Below are 19,879 nucleotides of genomic sequence, written 5' to 3'. Positions count from 1 at the left end.
TAAACTTACTGTAAGCATTACAGTTAGTCGTCCCGCATCAAGAGTCTACGAGGTAGCTGGGTGAGCTCCGCCATGAATTCAGCAGAACGGACCGAAACCAGCATCGACGTCGGCGAGCGAGCGGCGCGGCGCGCCGAACCGCGGATGCTCATCGACGGCGAACTCGTCGCAGCGGCGTCGGGTGAAGAGTTCGACAATCTGAGCCCGGCCACCGGGCGCCTGCTCGGCACCACCGCCGCGGCCGGTCGACCGGACATGGACCGCGCCATCGCCGCGGCCCGGCGCGCGTTCGACGAAACCGACTGGGCCACCAATCGGCGGCTGCGTGTGCAGTGCCTCGACCAACTGCAGTCCGCGATCGAGGCCGAGTTGGAGGATCTGCGTGAAGAGCTGATCGCCGAGGTCGGCTGCCCCGCGATGACCACCGCGTCGGCACAACTGGATTGGCCGCTCGCCGATGCGCTGCGGTTCCCGGCCCGGCTGATGCTCGACTTCGACTGGGTTCGCACCCTCGACGGCGGCGGGCTGTTCGGCGAGCGCAACGTGCGCACCGTCGTCAAGGAACCGGTCGGCGTCGTCGCGGCGATCACGCCGTCCAACTTCCCGATCGAGGTCATCCTCAACAAGCTCGGGCCCGCGCTGGCCACCGGCAACACGGTCGTGCTCAAACCCGATCCGAACACACCGTGGAACGCGACCCGGCTCGGCCGCCTCATCGCCGAGCACACCGACATCCCGCCCGGGGTCGTCAACGTCGTGCCCACCCCCTCCAACGACGTCGCCGGCTTGCTCGGCACCGACCCGCGCGTCGACATGATCTCGTTCACCGGGTCGACGGCCGTCGGCAAGCTGTTGATGCGGCAGGGCGCCGAGACGATGAAGCGGATGTTCCTGGAGTTGGGCGGCAAGTCGGTCTCGATCGTGCTGGACGACGCACCACCGGCGGCGATCCTGGGTTCGGCGATCGGGGTGTGTGTGCACGCCGGTCAGGCATGCGCGGCCACGACCCGCATGTTGGTGCACCGGTCGCTGTTCGACGACGCGGTCGCCACCGTGGCCGCCGCTTATCAGGCAATCCCCGTCGGCGACCCGCTCGACCCGGAAACCTTTGTGGGGCCGGTGATCAGCGCGGCGCAGAAGAAGCGGGTGCTCGACGCCATCGACGCAGCGCGCGCCGACGGCGCCGAGATCGTCGCGGGCGGCGGACCGGTCACCGGGCTGCCGGGGCATCTGGAGCAGGGTCATTATGTCGCGCCGACGGTCGTCGTCGGTGTCGACTACAGCGCGGCCATAGCCCAACAGGAGGTGTTCGGCCCCGTGCTGGTGATGTTGCCGTTCGACGATGACGACGAGGCGGTGCGCATCGCCAACGACAGCGCCTACGGGCTCGCCGGGGCGGTGTCCTCGCGCTCGCACGAGCGGGGGATGAGCATCGCCGGGCGGATCCGTGCCGGCGCCTTCGGGGTCAACGGCGGCATGTACTACGGCGCCGACGCACCGTTCGGCGGGTTCAAGCACAGCGGTGTCGGAAGACAGTGCGGCGTCGAAGGTTTCGAGCAGTACCTGGAGTCCAAGACGGTGGCCTACCGGGCGCCGAGGACGGGCGCTACGCCGCGCGGATGATGTCCTCGGCGTGGTCGAGGATGCTGTCGAGGATGTAGCCGAAGTCGATGTCGTCGGCGAACGCGATGTAGCGGCCGCCGTCGTCGCGCTGAGCCGGGAAACCCTCGGTGCGTTCCTGCAGGCGCTCGAGAACCACCGAACCCCGGATGTGCACCGAGATCGCGCCGTAGGTCTCGGCGGCCTGATCGACGCTGAGTCCTGCCTCGACCAGCGCCCCGATCGGCTGCCCCAATTTCTGCAGCGCATGGTGCATCGCGCGGTGGCCGTACTGCCCGCGGATCAACACCAGATCGCACAGGATCGGATCCGCGCGGAACCTCCGACGCATGGTCAGGGCGTGATCGCGCAACGACTCTCGCCAGTTCGCCGCGGAGATGGTCGGCACGGTGAACTCGAACCGCTCCAGCGCCCGGTCGGTCATCGCGTCGAGCAGATCGTCCTTGCGGCGGAAGTACCAGTAGATGCTGGTCACGCCGACCCCGAGATGCCGGGCCAGTTGCGGCATGCTCAGGTTCTCGATCGAAACCTCCCGCGCCACTTCCAGTGCGCCCTCGAGTATCTCCTCGGCACTGATCGAACCGCGGTCGCGGCGCTGGCGGCTACCGGGTTTGGCCACCGATCAGCCGACCGGTTCGAACGTCACCGGCAGTGCCGTGGGGGAGCGGAACGGTTGGCCGGCGATATGCGGGTTGTCGTCGGTGACGAGGTTGATGTCGGTCAACCGGTCCAGCAGGCATTCCAGCGCGACGCGGGTCTCCATGCGCGCCAGATGCAGGCCCATGCAGGTGTGCTCGCCGGCGGCAAACGAGATGTGCGGCACGCGCTTGCGGAAGATGTCGAACTCCTCCGCGCGCTCCCAGCGGTTCTCGTCGCGGTTCGCCGAGCCGATGCAGACGTCGACGACCGAACCCTTCGGCAGCGTGACGCCCTCGAGTTCCGTTTCCTCGGTCGCGTAGCGCTGCACGGTGGTCAGCGGTGTCTCGTAGCGCAGGCCCTCTTCGATCGCCGCCGGGATCAGCTCGCGATCGGCCTGTACGGCCGCGAACTGCTCGGGGTGGGTGAGCAACAGGTGCAACAGGTTTCCCGACGACCGGTATGTGGTTTCCAGCCCGGCGGGCAGCAGCAGTCGCAGAAACGAGTAGATCGACTCGTCGCTGAGTTTCTCGCCGTCGATCTCGGCGCCGACCAGATCGCCGATGATGTCCTCGGTCGGCTGGGATCTGCGCTTGTCGATCTGCGCCAGGAAGTAGTCCTTCAGTGCGGCGGACGCCTCGAATGCGCGCTTGTATCGGACGTGGTAGCTGATGAGTTCGACCGCCCGCTTGCGGAACCACGGCAGGTCATCCTCGGGCAGGCCGAGCAGCTTGGAAATCACGCGGGTGGGGAATTCGAAGGTGAAATGGCGCACGAGGTCGGCGCGCCCGTCCTCGATGAACTCGTCGATCAGTGCGGTGACCACGGGGCGGACCACCTCGGGGTCCCAGCGCGCCAACGACTTCGACTTGAACGCCGCGGACACCAGGTTGCGGTGGTCCCAGTGCTTCTTGCCTTCCATCGCCAGGATGGTCGGGCCGATGAACAGGCCGATGGTGTTGTCGTAGATGTGCGAGTTGAACACCTTGCCGTCCCGAAAGACCCGGTTGACGGCGTCGAAAGACACTGCGGCGTAGAGGTTCTCCGGCATCGCCTCCGGGGCCTGCGACCAATCCATGACGCTGCCGCGGAACACCCCGCTGGTTTCCCGGCGCCGCTGCGCGAACAGCGGATAGGGGTCGCGTAGCAGGTCGAAGGTCTCGTCGACCGTGACATCCTGTACGGGGCTATCCACGGTTGATCTCCCTCGTCTGGTCCGACAGTAACGAGCACGGGTACTGTAAAGCTTACAGTATCGGACTACGCGACGATAGGTGCGGGGCTGTTCAGACGTGCACCGGCGTGCGACGTCGCCGAAAGAGCATTCCGGGCTGTTGTTCGCACGAGTTTGCGACCAGGAATGCTATTTCGCGGCAGGTGGCAACCGGACCGGCCGTCGGATCAGGCGTTCGCGCTGATCGCCTGCTCGCGGGCCCACCGGTAGTCGGCCTTGCCCGCCGGGCTGCGCTCGATCGCCGCCCGGAACACCACTGCCTTCGGAAGTTTGTAGCGGGCAATCGATTTGGCGGCGTGGTCGATCAGTTCCTGCGCGTCGGCGGCGGCGTCCCCGGTCAGGGCGACGACCGCGACCACCTCTTGGCCCCACCGCTCGCTGGGCCGGCCCGCGACCACGACGTCGGCCACCGCGGGATGCGACAGCAGCGCCGTCTCGACCTCCTCGACGAAGATCTTCTCGCCGCCGGAGTTGATGGTCACCGAATCGCGGCCCAACAGTTCGATGGAACCGTCGGCCTGATGGCGGGCCCGGTCACCCGGAATCGAGTAGCGCACCCCGTCGATGACCGGGAATGTCTTGGCGGTCTTGTCCGCGTCACCCTTGTAGCCCAACGGCACGAAGCCGCGCTGGGCCAGCCAGCCGATGCCGTCGTGCCCGGGTTCGAGGATCGCGCTGAAATCCTCTGCGGCGACGAAGGTGTCGGGTCCGGCGTTGAACTTGCCGGTCGAGACCGCGCCCGGTGCGGACATGTGGTTCATCTGGATGCCGGTCTCCGAGGAACCGACACCGTCCATGACGATGAGGCCGGGCTTGACGTCGATCAGGCGCTGCTTCGCGGTGGGGGTGAGCAGTGCGCCGCCGTTGGCCACCACCGCCAGCGACGACAGGTCGGCCGAGCTGCGCTCGATCGCGTCGGCCAGCGGGCGCGCCACCGCATCGCCGACCACCTGCACCACGAGCGCCTTCTCCCGCTCGATCGTCTGCACCACCTCGTCGGCGTCGAGGCTGCCGGGGGTGGCCATGAACACGATGGTCTGCCCCGTGGTCATCGCGGTCATGGCCGCCCACTGCGCGGCGCCGTGCATGAGCGGCGGCAGCGTGAGGATCTTGGTGCCGGGCCCCTCGGCGACCCGCTGGGTGATGTTGTCGAGCGAGGTGATCAGCTCGCCGGTGGCCATGTTGCGTCCGCCGAAGGAGGTCATGAAGATGTCGTGCTGACGCCACAGCACGCCCTTGGGCATGCCGGTCGTGCCGCCGGTGTAGAGCACGTAGAGGTCGTCGGGCGACGGTTCGATCGGCGGCAGCACGGGGGTGCCCGACCCGACGATCGACTCGTAGTCGACGGCCCCGTCGAGCAGGTCGTTGCCCGAGTCGTCGGCGATCTGGATCAGTACCCGCAGGTTGGGCAGATCGGGCAGCACCTCGGCGACTCGCGGGGCGAAGGCCGCGTGATACAGCAGGGCGCTCGCGCCGGAATCGTTGAGCAGATAGTGCAATTCGTTCTTGACATACCGGTAGTTGACGTTGAACGGCGCGACCCGCGACCGCCAGGAACCGAGCATGCCCTCGATGTATTCGGGACCGTTGTAGGCGTAGATGCCGAGCAGGTCCTGGCCGACCTCGTGGCCGCCGAGTTCCGAACGTTCGACGTGGCAGCCCAGCCCCCGGCTGTGCAGGAACGCGGCCAGCCGATTGGCGCGCTCGACGACCTGGGCGTAGGTGTAGCGCCGGTCGCCCTGGACGATGAACTCCCGGTCGCCGATCGTCGCGGCGACGGCGTCGGCGGCGGCCGGGACGGTGAACTGTGTGGTCACAGACGTCATGCCTTTCAAGGCTGGTGGGCAAGCAGTTTGATCATCAGACCATTGGCCTCGGATAGTACGTTGCCCTCGGCGTCGGTCATCGTCGCCCTCACGAACAGCTTGCGGCCCTCGACCGCGTCGATCCAGGCCCGCGCCTCCAACGGTATCTCGATCGGTGTCACCCGGCGGTAGTCGACGTGCAGATAGGCGGTGCGGCTGTCCGGCCGGCCCGCCGCCGACACCACCATGCCGAAATGCCAGTCGTAGAACAGCGGGATCACCCCGCCGTGCACCGCGTCGTTGCCGCCGACGTGGAACCGGCTGAAGGCACCGCGCATGGTGACCTCCTCGGGCCCGGACGCCACCACCTGCCAGGGCGGCATCAGCGGATGGCCGTGGCCCGGCAGGTTGGTGGTCCGCCCGGCGGGCGCCACACCGGCGGGGGCGCGGTGCTCCTCCAGTCGCGCGCACACCTCCTCGATGGCCGCCGCGCTCGCTTCCCACAGCGCGGCATCCGGGTCGGCGGAGACCGTGATGTCCTGCAGGCGGCGCATCGCGGCGATGAAACGGCCCATCTGCGGCGTGCCCGAAGTCGGCTGGATGCGGGCGAACTCGCGGATGTGGTCCTCGGTGTCGGTCACGGGGCGGCTACTTCCAGGCGGTCATCAACTCGTCGGTCGTCGTGATCGTCGCCAGCAGTGACAACGTGTTGTCGATGATGGCATCCGCGTAATCGGTCGGGATGCCCGCCACCGCGTCACGCGGCACCACCACCCGATAGGCGGCATTGACCGCGTCCATGACCAGGTTCGTGATCGCGACGTTGACCGAGACTCCGACGGCGACGATCGTCGACACGCCGAGATTGCGCAGTACCGAGTCGAGGTCGGTGCCGCCCATCGGGCCGATGCCGTGCCAACGGCGCAGCACGACGTCAGACGGTTCGGGACCCAGTTCGGGCAGCAGTTCGGCGCCAGGGGTGCCCGGGGTGATCGCCACGCCGCTGCCGATCCGGAAGATCTTGGCGTTGGAGTTGGCCCCGCGACCGTCGTCGCGGCGCTGCACCAGGCAGTGCACCACCGCGACACCGGCGCTGCGGGCCACCGGCAGCAGGCGCGCGATGTTGGGCACCGCCTCACGACGGGCCTCGTCGGCCAGCGCCTTGAGCCCCGCGTCCGGGCCCACGACGGCGCCCTGGCATTCCTGGGTGACGATCGCGGTGCGACCGGGTGTGACGAGCTGGGCGAGGTCGGTCATACCGACGCGGGCACGTCGTAAAACTGCGTCGCCCATTTCCGCAGCGCCATATAGGGTTTCGCATCGATGCGCGACAGCGCGGGCTTCTCGATGTACTCCTGGTAGCGCCAGATGTTGAGGTCGTCCCACACGGTGCCCATGAACTGGCGCTCGACCTTCTTCCGCACCTCCTCGGGTGGGACGTCGGAGGTGTCACCGGGTAGCCGCGGCCACCAGATCGAATAGAACATGTCCGAGTAGCCGTCCTCGACCGGTGTGCACGCGAAGATCAGCCGGTGGTTCGACGAGCCCTCGAAGGCGCTGATCGCGAACCCGAGACCGGACAGGTGGCTGTGGATGTAGAGCGCCATCTTGTCGGGGTCGTCGCTGGCGGCGTCGGGCCAACCCGTCAAAAACCGCCACTCCTCGTCGACGACCTCCCAGTCGAGGCACACCGGGGTGACGGTGGCGTGGTGCACGTAGTGGAAGTGCGCGCTGTCGGGGCCGTTCTCCGCGACGATCTGCGGGTGCACCGGTTCGCGTTCGGCGCGGCTCGAGAACTCCGGGTACGGGCGGTAATACGCATCTTCGTCGGTGGGGAACTGCGGGAACTTGTGGAACAGGTCCGGCAGCTCCCACCGGGGTGGTTCGCCGTCGGGATGGTGCCAGGCGAACACGCATCCGTACTGCTCGACGACCGGGTAGACCCGCAGCCGCAGCGCCTTGTTGGGCCGGTCCGGCTGATAGGGGATGTAGCGGTTGGTGCCGTCGGGGCCCCACCGCCAGCCGTGGAACGGGCATTCCACGCAGTCGCCGACGACCTTGCCGCCGTGGCCGATGTGCGCGCCGAGGTGCCGGCAGTGGGCAGACAGCACGTGCAGTTCGCCGGCCTCGTCGCGGTAGGCCACCAGGTCGTCGCCGAAGTACCGCAGCGGGCGCGTCTCGCCGACGGGGAACTCCGCGGACCAGCCGATGACGAACCAGCCGGTGACCTTCCAGGTGAACGGGACTTTCATGCGGTCGGCCGCCTCCCTCATCCGCGTAATGGAACAGCTTACAGTAGCAGTTTCCGGAAGCGTCTTCGTCGGAAACCGCGCGAGTGTGCGCGGCAATACTGTAATAGTTTCAGTATCTCGACTTCTGGACGTGAGGGCCTTCTTGTGACGACATCAGATACTGCCCACTTCGATGCCATCGTCGTCGGGGCCGGGTTCTCCGGCCTGTATGCGCTGCATCGGCTCCGTGCGCAGGGCCTGCGCACCGTCGTCCTGGAGAAGGCCGAGAACGTCGGCGGCACATGGCTGTTCAACCGGTACCCCGGGGCGCGCTGCGACATCGAGAGCATCGAGTACTCCTACAGCTTCTCCGAGAAGATCCAGCAGGAGTGGGTCTGGACCGAGACGATGCCGCGTCAGCCGGAGATCGAGGCGTATCTGAACTTCGTCGCCGACCGCCTCGACCTCCGGCGCGACATCCGGTTCCACACCGAGGTCACGGCGATGACGTTCGACGAGGCCGGCTCGCGGTGGGAGATACGGACTGGCGACGGGCAGACCCTCGTCGCGCCGTTCGTCGTCGCGGCGACCGGGATCCTGTCGGTCCCCAAAGAGCCCGAGATCGCGGGCATGGACTCCTTCGCCGGGCTGTCGTTGTTCACGAGTCGATGGCCGAAGCAGGACGTGGACCTCACCGGCAAGCGGGTCGGCGTGATCGGCACCGGCAGCACCGGGGTCCAGTTGATCCCGGTGGTGGCGCGGCAGGCGGCTCGCCTCACCGTGTTCCAGCGGTCACCGGCCTACACGCTGCCGTGGCAGGTCCGCCCGTTCGACGACGGCGAACTCGACGAGTTGAAGGCCAACTACGCCGAGATCCGCGCCGCGCAGCGCGAACACGCGGTCGGCGCCGCACGGCTGAGCGCGTTCTCGGTGATGTTCGAGATGATGACCAAGCCGCCGCTGAAATCGGCCACGCGCGAGGAGCAGTTGCGCGCGGTGGAGGAGGACGGCATCATCGGCGCGCTCAGCTGGGGCGACGTGTTCTTCGACATCGAGGCCAACCGGATGGCGGCCAAACTCTACGGCGAGGCGGTGGCGCGCATCGTCCACGATCCGCGGACCGCGGCGGCGCTCACCCCGACGCACCCGTTCGGATGTAAGCGCCCGATCATCGGCCAGGGCTACTACGAGACGTTCAACCGCGACAACGTCACGCGCGTCGACCTGCGCGAGGGGCCCATCGTCGAGGTGACCCCGGCCGGGATCCGCACCGAGCAGGGCGAGCACGAACTCGACGTGCTCATCTACGCCACCGGGTTCGACGCGATGACCGGCGCGATGACGCGGATCGCGGTCACGGGCCGCGACCAGCTGTCGCTTGGGGACTTCTGGACCAACGAGGGGCCCTACGCGTACCTCGGCATCGCGGTGGCGGGCTTCCCGAACCTGTTCATCGTCCAGGCGCCCGGAAGCCCGGCTCCGGCAAGCAATTTCGTGACCGCACTCGAACAGCACGTCGACTGGATCGGCGACTGCATCGCGTACCTGAGAAGCAACGGGTACACCACCATCGAAGCGCTGCCCGAGGCGCAGCACGAGTGGATCGAGCACACGGCAGCGCTCGTCGAACCGACCGTGCTGGTGCACCCGAGTTGCAACTCCTGGTACAACGGCGGCAACGTGCCCGGCAAGAAACGGCTGTACATGGGTTACGTCGCCGGTATCCCGGAGTACCGGCGCCGCTGCGACGAGATCGCCGACGCGGGGTACACCGGGTTCAAGCTCGCATGAGAACCGCAGAGCGCGCCTACCGCATCGGGCGCGACTTCGCAGGCGTGGTCCCGCGCGCACACGCCGCGGTCGGAGAGTCGGGTGACTGGAACGCGCTCTCGCTCACCGGTGCCCGACAACTGGGCGAGGTGGTGCTCGACGAGCTCGCGTTGACCGGGATGACGCTGACCGCACCCCCGCCGAAGCTCGAGCGTACGGTGCAGTCCTGCGCGCGGGTGGCCGACGAACTGGCCGCGTTGGGCACGGCCGGCGTACACGTCGCGCCGGAACCTCTGCGGCCCAGCGCGATTCGGCAGCGGCGGTTCGGCCGGACCCGCTATGAGCAACTGACCTATGAGCACGACCCGCACCTGCCCGAGGCGCTGGCCTCGGAGGGCTTCGGCGGGCCGGCGACCGCCGTGGTGCACCTGTGCCGCAGCGATGACGACACCCGGCCGTGGCTGGTGTGGGTGCACGGCGCCGGCCAGGGTCTGCCGATCGACCTGGTGTTCTCGCGGGCGAGGCGGCTGCAGGAGAAACTCGGGTACAACATCGCGCTGCCGGTGCAGCCCGGGTGCGGGGTGCGGCGCGACCGGTGGCCGACGTATCCGAACATGGACCCGCTGAACAACGTGGCCGGCATGATCCGCGTGGTCTCCGAGGTGCGGGCGGTACTTCGGTGGCTGCGCCCGCAGGGGAGCGCCCTTGTGGTGTCCGGGGTTTCGATGGGCAGCCCCGTGGCCGGGCTGGTCGCACACCTCGAGCCGGTCGATGCGGTCGCGGTGTACACGCCGATCTTCGGGCTGAACGCGATGATCGCCGCTCACCTCGGGCGGTGGGGCCCGTCCGTGCGCGACACCGTCGAGTTGCTGTGCTCCGAACCCGTCGGGCGGGCGATGGCGGTCGTCGACTATCAGGCGCTCGAACCGTCGGCGCCGCCTGCGCGCAGGCTGATCGTCGGGGCATGGCACGACCAGATGGCCCGTCGGGAACCCGCCGAACGGTTGCACGAGCGGTGGGGCGGCGAACTGTACTGGCACCGCGGCAGCCACGTGGGGCACCTGTTCGCAGGTGGGGTGCAACACGCTTCGGAACGCTTCCTCGCCGAGGCGACCCGGAAGGCGCAGACGTGACGACCACCGCCGCGGTGCCCGCGATCGACGAGATCGACGCGCTGGAGGTGTTCGCGTGACCCGGTCGGCGCGAGAAGTCGTCGAACTGTACAACCTGGTGGTGTGGAATCAGCGGGACTTCGCGCTCGCCGAGGAACTGCTGGGCGACACCATCATTCGACACGAGGTCGGGGAGGCGGCGCACACCCTGACCCGTGCGCAGGCCGTGCGCCGGATCGTCGACATGTGGGAGATCACCGAGACGATCCGCTTCGACCTCAACCTCGTGGTGGCCGGCGACGACGGTGAGCACGTGGCGATCGTCTACGAGTCGCCGATGGAACTCAAGGACGGCACGCAGACCACGATCGGCAGTATGGAAGTCTTCCGGGTGGTCGACGGCAGGATCGTCGAGGTGTGGAACTGCGGCTACAAACAAGGAGTCTGGGCGTGACCAACACCAGGGTGCTCGATGAGCTGGGCTACTACCTGCTGGCCGGGGCCGGCGGCGAAGGGCCGGCGACGCTCATGCACGAGGCGCGTCGCGGCGAGGAGCTCGGCTTCGGCACCGGGTTCATCTCCGAGCGGTGGAACGTCAAGGAGGCGTCGTCGCTGACCGGCGCCGCGCTGGCGGTCACCTCGCGGATGCAGATCGCCACGGCGGCAACGAATCACAACACCCGTCACCCGTTGATCACGGGGTCGTGGGCCACCACGATGCACCGGATGTCGGGCGGGCGGTTCACGCTCGGGATCGGCCGCGGGATCGGCGCCATCTACGGCGCCTTCGGGATACCCGCCGTCACCACCGCGCAGATGGAGGATTTCGCGCAGGTCATGCGCCGGCTGTGGAACGGCGAGCTGATCTTCAACCACGACGGTCCGATCGGCAAGTACCAGGTGCTGTTTCTGGATCCGGACTTCCGCGAGGACATCCGCCTCGCGATCGTCGCGTTCGGCCCGCAGACGCTCGCGTTGGGCGGCCGCGCCTTCGACGACGTCATCCTGCACACCTACTTCACGCCGGAGACGCTGCAGCGTGCGGTCAAGACGGTCAAGGACGCCGCCGAGCAGGCGGGTCGCGACCCGGGCAGCGTGCAGGTGTGGTCGTGTTTCGCCACGGTCGGCGACCATCTGCCCGAGGAGTTGCGGCTGAAGAAGACCGTCGCGCGGCTGGCCACCTACCTGCAGGGCTACGGCGACCTGTTGGTCAACACGAACGGCTGGGATCCCGCTGTGCTGCAACGTTTCCGTGATGACTCCGTCGTGCAGTCGATCCCCGGCGGGATCGACCACAAGGCGTCGGCCGAGCAGATCGAACACATCGCCACGCTGATCCCCGACGAGTGGCTCGAGCCGTCGGCGACCGGGTCGGCCCAGCAGTGCGTGGACCGGGTCCGCAAGGAGTTCGACTACGGCGCCGACGCGGTCATCCTGCACGGCTGCACACCCGACGAACTGGCCCCGATCGTCACGGCTTACCGCGCGTCAGAGTGATTTCGGTGCGCTTCCGATCGCTGACCGAAAGGTAGTGCACCGAAGCCGCCGGGGTCAGGGGGTGATCACCGTGCGCGCCATCGGTTCCGCGGCGGCCTGCCGGCTGTAGACGGCCCGCTGCAGCGCCGCCAACAGCGCGTTGCGGGTCTCCTCGGGATGAATCAGGTCGTCAAAACCGAGGTGGCCGGCCGACCGGAACGACGCGTCGACCTCCATCTGCCGCAACTGCGCCTCGACATCCTCGGCGGCGTGCGACGCCTTGCTCAGCGCGGCGGCGCTCATCGCGCCCATCGTCGCGCCGGGATAGGCGAACGTCGCGCTCTGGTTGTCAAACCCCAACAGCGACATCACCATCGAGCCGAAGCCGTAGGCCTTGCGCAGCGTGACGTGCAGCTTGATCGTCGTCGCCGCCGTCTGCGCGGCGAACATCCGCGCGCCGCTGCGAAGCACGCCGGTCTTCTCGGACCGGCTGCCGGGCAGCATGCCCGGGTTGTCGGCGAGGAACACGAGCGGCAGGTGAAACGAATCGGCGACCGCGATGAAGTGGGCGGCCTTGTCTGCGGCGTCGGCGTCGATCGACCCCGCCATCACCTGCGGCTGGTTCGCCACCACCGCGACGGGGTGGCCGCCGAGATGGGCCAGCGCGCAGATGATCGCGGGACCGAACTTCGGCTGCACCTCGAACCAGTCGGGACGGTCGAAGACGACGTCGAGCACGCGCCGCATGTCGTAGACCCGCCGGTTCCCGCGGGGCACGATGTCGAGAAGGTCGGCGGTGCTGCGGGGCTCGCCGGACTCGCCGGCGGGCAGCGACGGCGGATACGACCACGCGCTGGACGGGAAGTACGACAGGTACCGCCGGATGTCGTCGAGCACCGCCTCGTCGTCCTCGGCGAGATTGTGGATCACCCCGCTGGCGAGCGCGACACCCGGACCACCCAGGTCTTCCTTCGAGATCTCCTCGCCCGTCGACTCTTTCACCACCGGCGGACCCGCCGTGAAGATCGCGCCCTGGCGGCTCATGATCGTCCAGTCGCACACCGGTGCGACGAGCGCGCCGTGGCCCGCCGACGGTCCGAGCAGACCGGCGACCATCGGCACCTTGCCCGAGCACTGCGCCTGGGCGAGCAGATCGGTGGGGGTGCGGCCGTAGTGCTCACCGCTGGGCCGAAAACCCGCGCCCTCCAGCAGCATCACCAGCGGCACCCGGTCGCGCAGCGCCAACTCGGCGAGCCGATACCGCTTGGCGTTACCGCCGGGGCCGATGCTGCCCGCCAGCGTCGTGAAGTCCTCGGCGCCGACCATCACCGGCCTGCCGTCGACCAGCCCGGACCCGGCGACGATGCCGTCGGCGGCGATGTCACCGCCGACGAGCGTGCCGAATTCCCGGAACGTGCCCTTGTCGAGGAAGTGGTCGATGCGCGCGCGGGCGTCGAGCTTGCCCTTGCCGTGATGCTTGGCGAGCCGCTCGGCACCGCCCATGTCGTGAGATGTGCGCCGCCGACGGGACAATTCGTCGAGTGTGGCGTGCCAATCATCGGCCTTGGTCATCACAACTCCTGTCCTCGGCTAGGTGATCGTCGCACCGGGATGTCCTCGTTGACCATACTGAATTGCTTACTGTAGCGTCTACGACCATGCTTAGCGGCGCCGGCCTGAAGGTCGACGGGGCGGTTTCGAGTCAGCTCGCCAACGTCGTCGGGGCGGCGAGCACACTGCAGCGCCGCGGCTACGACGGGTGCTGGACGGCCGAAGTGGCCCACGATCCCTTTCTGCCGCTGACCCTGGCGGCCGAGCACACCGAGACCCTCGATCTGGGCACCAGCATCGCGGTCGCGTTCGCGCGGAATCCCATGACGGTCGCCAACATCGGCTGGGATCTGCAGGACTATTCGCGCGGCCGGCTGATCATCGGGCTCGGCTCTCAGATCAAGCCCCACATCGAGAAGCGGTTCAGCATGCCGTGGAGCCGACCGGTTCGGCGCATGCACGAGTTCATCTCGGCGATGCGGGAGATCTGGGCCTGTTGGGCCGACGGCACCCGGCTGCAGTTCGAGGGGGACTTCTACACCCACAAACTCATGACGCCGATGTTCACGCCCGAACCGCACGACTACGGCATGCCGAAGGTTTTCCTCGCCGCGGTGGGTGAGGCGATGACCGAACTGGCCGGGGAGGTGGCCGACGGTGTGCTGGCCCACGCGTTCACCACGAAACGCTACTTCGCCGACGTGACCATTCCGGCGCTGCAGCGGGGGATGGCCCGATCGGGTCGGCAGCGCAGCGACTTTCAGGTGTCGTGCCCGATCTTCGTGGTCACCGGCAACGATGAAGACGAGCTCGCCGCCGCGGCCGTCGCCACCCGCAAGCAGATCGCGTTCTACGGATCGACCCCTGCCTACCGCAAGGTGCTCGACCTGCACGGCTGGGGCGATCTGCACACCGAACTGCACCGGCTGAGCCTGGCCGGCCAGTGGGACGCGATGGGCATGTTGATCGACGACGAGGTGCTCGAGGCGTTCGCCGTCGTCGCCCCGATCCAGGAACTGGCGGCCAAGATGCGTGCGCGCTGCGACGGGCTGATCGACCGGGTGCTGATCGGATTCCCGGCGTCGGTGGCGGAAGAGACTGTCCTGCAAGTTGTTCGAGAGTTACGCGGCGGCCCGCCCGCATGAGTGAGAGGCCCATGATGAGCGCTCGTGTCATCGACGAAGCGGCGAGGGTGCTCGCCGATCCGCAGGTTTACACCGACGAACCGCGGCTGCACGCCGCGTTGGCGCACCTGCGCGCCAACGCCCCGGTGTCGTGGGTGGACGTCCCCGGGTGCCGGCCGTTCTGGGCGATCACCAAGCATGCCGACATCATGGAGATCGAGCGGGCCAACGACCTGTTCACCAACTCGCCACGGCCGGTGCTGATGACGGAGGAGGCCGACGAACAGCAGGCGGCCGTCGGCATCAGCACGCTGATCCACATGGACGATCCCCAGCACCGCGAGATTCGCGCGATCGGTGCAAACTGGTTCCGACCGAAGGCGATGCGCGCGTTGAAGGTCCGCGTCGACGAGCTGGCCAAGCGGTTCGTCGACGACATGCTCGACAAGGGGCCCGAATTCGACTTCGTGCAGGAAGTCGGGGTCAACTACCCGCTGTACGTGATCATGTCGATGTTGGGCCTGCCCGAGGCGGACTTCCCGCAGATGCTCAAGTACACGCAGGAACTGTTCGGCAACGACGACGCCGAACTGCAGCGCGGGACAACCAAAGAAGAGCAGATGATGGCGCTGCTGGAGATGTTCGCCTACTTCACCAACGTCACCGCGTCGCGCCGGGCGAACCCCACGGAGGACCTGGCGTCGGCCATCGCCAACGCCACGGTCAACGGCGAACCGCTGTCCGACATCGAAACGGTGTCCTACTACGCGATCATCGCCGCCGCCGGGCACGACACCACCAGCGCCGTCGTCTCCGGCGGCCTGCACGCGCTGATCGAGCATCCCGACCAGTTGGCGCGCCTGCAGGCCGACATGGACCTGATACCGCTGGCCACCGAGGAGATGATCCGCTGGGTCAGCCCGGTCAAAGAGTTCATGCGGACCGCCCGCGCGGACACCACTGTGCGCGGTGTGCGGATCGGCGAAGGGGAGTCGGTGCTGCTGTCCTACGCCTCCTCGAACCGCGACGAGGACGTGTTCGACGAACCGTTCCGCTTCGACATCGGCCGGGACCCGAACCGGCACAACGCGTTCGGATACGGCGTGCACTTCTGCCTCGGTGCCGCGCTGGCCCGGATGGAGATCAACAGCTTCTTCAGCGAACTGGTGCCGCGGCTCAAGTCGATCGAACTGGCCGGACCCGCCGAGCACATGGCGACGATCTTCGTCGGCGGGCTCAAGCACCTGCCGATCCGCTACACCTTGACCTAGACCGTTGGGCTAGCAGCAGCGCGCCCCCGGGTTCGCATCCGATGCCGCGTGGCGCATGCGCCAGTAGTCGCGTTCGGAAAGCATCGGTTGGTCGGGGTGGGTGCGTCTGCGATGTTCGAGGTAGCGCTGATAGTGGTTGTCACCCATCAGTGAGCCCCAGTACCAACGGACTTGGCGTGCGGCTGCGGTAATGCGTCCCATTGTCTTGCCACCTCCTTTTCGGGTTTGGTCATGATCAGCCCGGACGGTCCGAAGATGCGCGACGGCACCGGCTCGTCCTCGGTCGTCGGTGTCCCCGTGCCGCGTAGGGAGCGGATCACCATGATCAGGCCGGTGATGAACACGATGAGGACCAGGACGGCGAACACGATCGACAGAGTGCCCTGGATGAAGGTGTTGCGGATGACCGCGTCGAGTTCGCCGGGGTCCTTGGCCGCCCCGAAGGCGGTCTGGCCGGCGTCCTTGGCGTTGCGGTACTGGAAATGTTGGGTCCAGTAGCCGACTTTGGGGTCACCGGAGAAGATCTTCTGCCAGGACGCGGTCATCGTCACCGTCAGATCCCACAACAGCGGGACCGCCGGTATCCACGCCCATTTGAGCAGTCCCTTCTTCACGACGATGACCGTGACGACGGTCAGTGCGATCGCGGCCAGTAGCTGGTTGGCGATGCCGAACAGCGGGAACAGCGTGTTGATGCCGCCGAGGGGGTCGGTGACGCCCATGAGCAGGATGCTGCCCCAGGCGGCGACCACGATCAGGCTGCAGATCCAGGCCCCGACGCGCCAGCTGGGGTCCTTCAGCTTGCGCAGCGGCCCACCGAGGTTGGACAGGCCGTCCGAGAGCATGAACCGGGCGACGCGCGTGCCGGCGTCGACGGTGGTCAAGATGAACAGCGCTTCGAACATGATCGCGAAGTGATACCAGAACGCCTTGAGTGCGTCGCCGCCGAAGACCTTGCTCAACACCTCAGACATGCCGAACGCCAGGGTGGGCGCGCCGCCGGTGCGCGAGACGATGGATTCTTCGCCGACGCTTTCGGCGGCAGCGGTGATCTGTTCGGCGGTGATCGGCGGGCTGTCGACGGGCAGGCTGTTGACGTAGGCGGCCGCCGTCTCGGCGGTGGCGCCGGTCGAGGCGGCCGGCGCGTTGATCGCGAAATACAGATGCTGGTTGAGGATTGCGGCGGTGATCAGGGCCATGATCGCGACGAACGACTCGGTCAGCATGCCGCCGTAGCCGATCAGGCGCATCTGGGATTCTTTTTCCAGCAGTTTGGGGGTGGTGCCGGAGGAGATCAACGCGTGGAAGCCCGACAGTGCACCACACGCGATGGTGATGAACAGGAACGGGAACAGCGAGCCCGCGAAGACCGGTCCGGTGCCTTGGCCGGCGAACGCCGAGACCGCGGGGGCCTCCATGATGGGGCGGGCCAGCACGATGCCGACGGCGAGCAGGGCGATGGTGCCGACCTTCATGAACGTCGACAGGTAGTCGCGCGGGGCCAGCAGGAACCACACCGGCAGCACCGAGGCGGCGAAGCCGTAGATGATGATCGCCCAGGACAGCGAGACCTTGGACAGGGTGAACCAGTCGGTGCCCCAGGAGGTTTCGGCGACCCAGCCGCCGGCCACGACTGCCAGCAGGAGCAGCGCCACGCCGATCAGCGAGACTTCGGAGACCCGGCCCGGGCGCAGGAACCGCAGATACAGGCCCATGAAGATCGCGATCGGGATGGTCATCGCGATCGAGAAGACACCCCAGGGGCTTTCGGCCAGGGCGCCGACGACGACCAGGGCCAGCACAGCGAGCAGGATCACCATGATGACCAGCACGCCGATGATCGCGGCGACGCCGCCGACGGTACCCAGTTCGTCACGGGCCATCTGGCCCAGCGAGCGGCCGCGCCGCCGTGTCGAGATCGCCAGCACCAGGTAGTCCTGCACACAGCCGGCCACGACCGCGCCGATGATGATCCAGATGGTGCCGGGCAGGAAACCCATCTGCATGGCCAGCACGGGCCCGACCAGCGGGCCGGCGCCGGCGATCGCGGCGAAGTGGTGACCGAACAACACCCGCCGGTCGGTCGGCATGTAATCGGTGCCGTTCTCGAACAACTCAGCGGGCGTGGCGTTCTCGTCGCGGGGCCGCACGATCTTCATCTCGATCAGTCGCGCGTAGAACCGGAACCCGATCACATAGGTGCAGATCGCGGCGATCACGAACCAGACCGCGTTGACGGTCTCGCCGCGGAAGAACGCGATCACCGCCCACGCGATTGCGCCGATGACGGCGATGATCCCGAAGATCACCCGATGCTTGACCGTGATCGGCGAACGATCCACGATCGCCACCGGCGGCAGATCCTTGTCGTTACGAATGTAGGTGACCTCACCTACGGTTTCTTCGGTCCGTTCTGAAGCGGCGGTGGGAGATGCCATGTGACGATCTTTTCACCGGACCCGCGGACCTTGTGTCAAAACGGCGGCTTCAACTTCCGCCCTGGTAGAACGCCCGCACCGTGTCTATTGTGTCGGCGTCGGCGGGACTCTTGTCGTCGCGGTAGCGCAGCACCCGCGCGAAGCGCAGCGCCATGCCGCCGGGATACCGCGACGAGGTTTGCACGCCGTCGAACGCGATCTCGACGACCTGCTCGGGACGCACCTTGACGACGTAGCCGTCGGCCGCTCCGTCAGCCAGGTCGAGGAACCGCGCGGTCTGCCATTCGAGCATCGCGTCGGTCATGCCCTTGAATGTCTTTCCCAGCATGACGAATTCGCCGGTATCGGGGTTCCGCGCACCGAGATGGATGTTCGACAGTTTGCCGGTGCGACGGCCGGACCCCCACTCGACGGCGAGGACCACCAGGTCGAGTGTGTGCACGGGCTTGACCTTCAACCACCCGGCGCCGCGCCGGCCCGCCTCGTACAGCGCGGTCGGCGACTTCGCCATCACCCCTTCGTGACCGGCGGCCAGCGTCGTCTCCAGAAACGCCTGAGCCGCGGCGGGATCGCCGGTGACCAACCGGTCGACGCGGTGCCGTTGCGGCACCAACGCGTCGAGCACAGCGACGCGCTCGCCGGCGGGTTTGTCGAGCAGGTCGGTGCCGTCGACGTGCAGCAGGTCGAAGACGAACACCGACAGCGGTTGCGCGGCGGCCGCGGCGGCGATGTCGACCGAGCGCCCGAAGCGGGACGCGGTGACCTGGAAGCGGTGGGGCCGGCCGTCGGGCCGTAGCGCGATCGCCTCGGCGTCGGCGATCAGCGTGGTGACCGGAAGCGCGAGCGCCGCGTCGACGACCTCGGGGAGGCGCGCGGTCACGTCGTCCAGGCTGCGGGTGTAGATCGACACCGAGTCACCCGCGCGGTGGATCTGCACGCGGGCGCCGTCGAGCTTGGCCTCGAAAACCCCTGTGCCGCCGAGACAGTCGAGCGCCTCGGCCACACCGGCCGCGGTCTGGGCCAGCATCGGCCCGACGGGGCGACCGACGGTCAGCGTGAACTGCTCGAGGGCCGCCTCGCCGGTGGTCAGCACCGCGGCCGCCACCGCGGGCAGCTCGCCGCCGAGCATCGCGGCCCGGCGCACCGCAGCGGCAGGCACACCGGCCGCCTTGGCGACGGCGTCGGCCATCACCCCGATCAATGCGCCCTGGCGCAGCTCGCCGCTGAGCAACCGGCGCAGAAACATCTGCTCGGTGTCGGTGGCGGCGCGAAACAGCGAGGCGACCAACTCGGCACGCTTGGCCTGCGAGCCCTTGCCCGAGACCGCCTTGATCTCGGTGAACCGAGTGTGCACGCCGAGCACGGTCAGCGTCGGCTCCGCCGCCGCTGCCGGCACCGACCGCAGCGCCGCCCAGCCGACACCGATCTGACGCTGGGGCAGTTCACCGGACAGCCACGACACGACGACGGCGATCTGCTTGGCGTCGTTCTCCACGCCGGCGCGGTGCAGCAGGTCGGCGATCCGGGCGGTCTTGGCCAGCCGCGACGAGGAGGCGCCGACCTCGGTGGACGCGGTGGCGACATCGAGCAACTGCACGCGTCCAGCCTGGC

Annotated in this window: 17 protein-coding genes; 7 read left to right on the top strand and 10 right to left on the bottom strand. The window is 67.8% G+C overall.

Annotation, left to right across the window (positions count from 1 at the left end; genetic code table 11):
* The first annotated feature begins 72 nt into the window (after window positions 1–72).
* A complete protein-coding gene (locus BLW81_RS25790; RefSeq protein ID WP_083410819.1) occupies window positions 73–1,623 on the top strand; it encodes an aldehyde dehydrogenase family protein in 1,551 nt (516 codons plus the stop codon).
* Here the strand turns inward: BLW81_RS25790 and BLW81_RS25785 are convergent.
* From BLW81_RS25785 to BLW81_RS25760, 6 genes are all read right to left on the bottom strand, one after another.
* The gene (locus BLW81_RS25785) at window positions 1,607–2,239 is read right to left on the bottom strand and encodes a TetR/AcrR family transcriptional regulator (protein ID WP_083409659.1); all 633 of its coding nucleotides are present in this window, start codon (window positions 2,237–2,239) and stop codon (window positions 1,607–1,609) included. The two genes, BLW81_RS25790 and BLW81_RS25785, sit on opposite strands and share 17 nt — an antisense overlap.
* Before the next feature lie 3 nt (window positions 2,240–2,242).
* Window positions 2,243–3,451, bottom strand: coding sequence for a cytochrome P450 (locus tag BLW81_RS25780; RefSeq protein WP_083409658.1), 1,209 nt, complete (start codon window positions 3,449–3,451; stop codon window positions 2,243–2,245).
* A 206-nt stretch (window positions 3,452–3,657) separates the two neighbouring features.
* Window positions 3,658–5,316 (bottom strand): medium-chain acyl-CoA ligase Mig, encoded by a 1,659-nt coding sequence (locus BLW81_RS25775; protein WP_083409657.1) that lies wholly within the window; start codon window positions 5,314–5,316, stop codon window positions 3,658–3,660.
* Window positions 5,317–5,321: 5 nt separating this feature from the next.
* Window positions 5,322–5,936 carry a PaaI family thioesterase gene (locus tag BLW81_RS25770; protein WP_235632097.1) on the bottom strand — a complete coding sequence of 205 codons (615 nt, stop codon included), beginning with the start codon at window positions 5,934–5,936 and terminating at the stop codon, window positions 5,322–5,324.
* Window positions 5,937–5,943: 7 nt separating this feature from the next.
* A complete protein-coding gene (locus tag BLW81_RS25765) occupies window positions 5,944–6,552 on the bottom strand; it encodes a cysteine hydrolase family protein (RefSeq protein ID WP_083409656.1) in 609 nt (202 codons plus the stop codon).
* The gene (locus BLW81_RS25760; protein ID WP_083409655.1) at window positions 6,549–7,547 is read right to left on the bottom strand and encodes an aromatic ring-hydroxylating oxygenase subunit alpha; all 999 of its coding nucleotides are present in this window, start codon (window positions 7,545–7,547) and stop codon (window positions 6,549–6,551) included. The genes BLW81_RS25765 and BLW81_RS25760 overlap by 4 nt, the downstream gene beginning before the upstream one ends.
* Before the next feature lie 144 nt (window positions 7,548–7,691).
* Here BLW81_RS25760 and BLW81_RS25755 point away from each other — a divergent pair, with 144 nt between their 5' ends.
* The 4 genes from BLW81_RS25755 (at window position 7,692) to BLW81_RS25740 (ending at window position 11,905) form a co-directional block, all read left to right on the top strand.
* The gene (locus BLW81_RS25755; protein ID WP_083409654.1) at window positions 7,692–9,317 is read left to right on the top strand and encodes a flavin-containing monooxygenase; all 1,626 of its coding nucleotides are present in this window, start codon (window positions 7,692–7,694) and stop codon (window positions 9,315–9,317) included.
* The gene (locus BLW81_RS25750; protein ID WP_083409653.1) at window positions 9,314–10,429 is read left to right on the top strand and encodes an alpha/beta hydrolase; all 1,116 of its coding nucleotides are present in this window, start codon (window positions 9,314–9,316) and stop codon (window positions 10,427–10,429) included. Before BLW81_RS25755 ends, BLW81_RS25750 begins: the two co-directional genes overlap by 4 nt.
* Before the next feature lie 55 nt (window positions 10,430–10,484).
* A complete protein-coding gene (locus tag BLW81_RS25745; RefSeq protein WP_083409652.1) occupies window positions 10,485–10,862 on the top strand; it encodes a nuclear transport factor 2 family protein in 378 nt (125 codons plus the stop codon).
* 74 nt (window positions 10,863–10,936) lie between these two features.
* Complete coding sequence (locus tag BLW81_RS25740) at window positions 10,937–11,905, top strand: TIGR03857 family LLM class F420-dependent oxidoreductase (protein ID WP_407662359.1); 969 nt, start codon at window positions 10,937–10,939, stop codon at window positions 11,903–11,905.
* A gap of 54 nt (window positions 11,906–11,959) precedes the next feature.
* Here the strand turns inward: BLW81_RS25740 and BLW81_RS25735 are convergent, their stop codons facing one another.
* On the bottom strand, window positions 11,960–13,456 hold the full coding sequence (locus tag BLW81_RS25735) for an acyl-CoA carboxylase subunit beta (protein WP_083409650.1): 1,497 nt from the start codon (window positions 13,454–13,456) through the stop codon (window positions 11,960–11,962).
* Between the two features lie 86 nt (window positions 13,457–13,542).
* Between BLW81_RS25735 and BLW81_RS25730 the strand changes: the two genes are divergently transcribed.
* Together BLW81_RS25730 and BLW81_RS25725 are read left to right on the top strand one after the other, a co-directional pair.
* The gene (locus BLW81_RS25730; protein ID WP_083409649.1) at window positions 13,543–14,580 is read left to right on the top strand and encodes an LLM class F420-dependent oxidoreductase; all 1,038 of its coding nucleotides are present in this window, start codon (window positions 13,543–13,545) and stop codon (window positions 14,578–14,580) included.
* Window positions 14,581–14,594: 14 nt separating this feature from the next.
* Entirely contained in the window at window positions 14,595–15,830 is a 1,236-nt protein-coding gene (locus BLW81_RS25725) for a cytochrome P450 (protein ID WP_083410817.1), read from the top strand.
* Between the two features lie 9 nt (window positions 15,831–15,839).
* Here the strand turns inward: BLW81_RS25725 and BLW81_RS25720 are convergent, their stop codons facing one another.
* The 3 genes from BLW81_RS25720 to BLW81_RS25710 are packed head-to-tail and all read right to left on the bottom strand — an operon-like array spanning window position 15,840 to window position 19,865.
* Entirely contained in the window at window positions 15,840–16,031 is a 192-nt protein-coding gene (locus BLW81_RS25720; RefSeq protein ID WP_083409648.1) for a YbdD/YjiX family protein, read from the bottom strand.
* Entirely contained in the window at window positions 15,977–18,268 is a 2,292-nt protein-coding gene (locus BLW81_RS25715) for a carbon starvation CstA family protein (protein WP_083409647.1), read from the bottom strand. The genes BLW81_RS25720 and BLW81_RS25715 overlap by 55 nt, the downstream gene beginning before the upstream one ends.
* A 49-nt stretch (window positions 18,269–18,317) precedes the next feature.
* Entirely contained in the window at window positions 18,318–19,865 is a 1,548-nt protein-coding gene (locus BLW81_RS25710) for an ATP-dependent DNA ligase (protein WP_083409646.1), read from the bottom strand.
* Between the last annotated feature and the right edge of the window lie 14 nt (window positions 19,866–19,879).

Source organism: Mycolicibacterium rutilum (genome assembly GCF_900108565.1).
GTDB lineage: Bacteria > Actinomycetota > Actinomycetes > Mycobacteriales > Mycobacteriaceae > Mycobacterium > Mycobacterium rutilum.
Note: the sequence above shows the minus strand (reverse complement) of the source record. Positions and strands in the feature narration are given on the sequence as shown.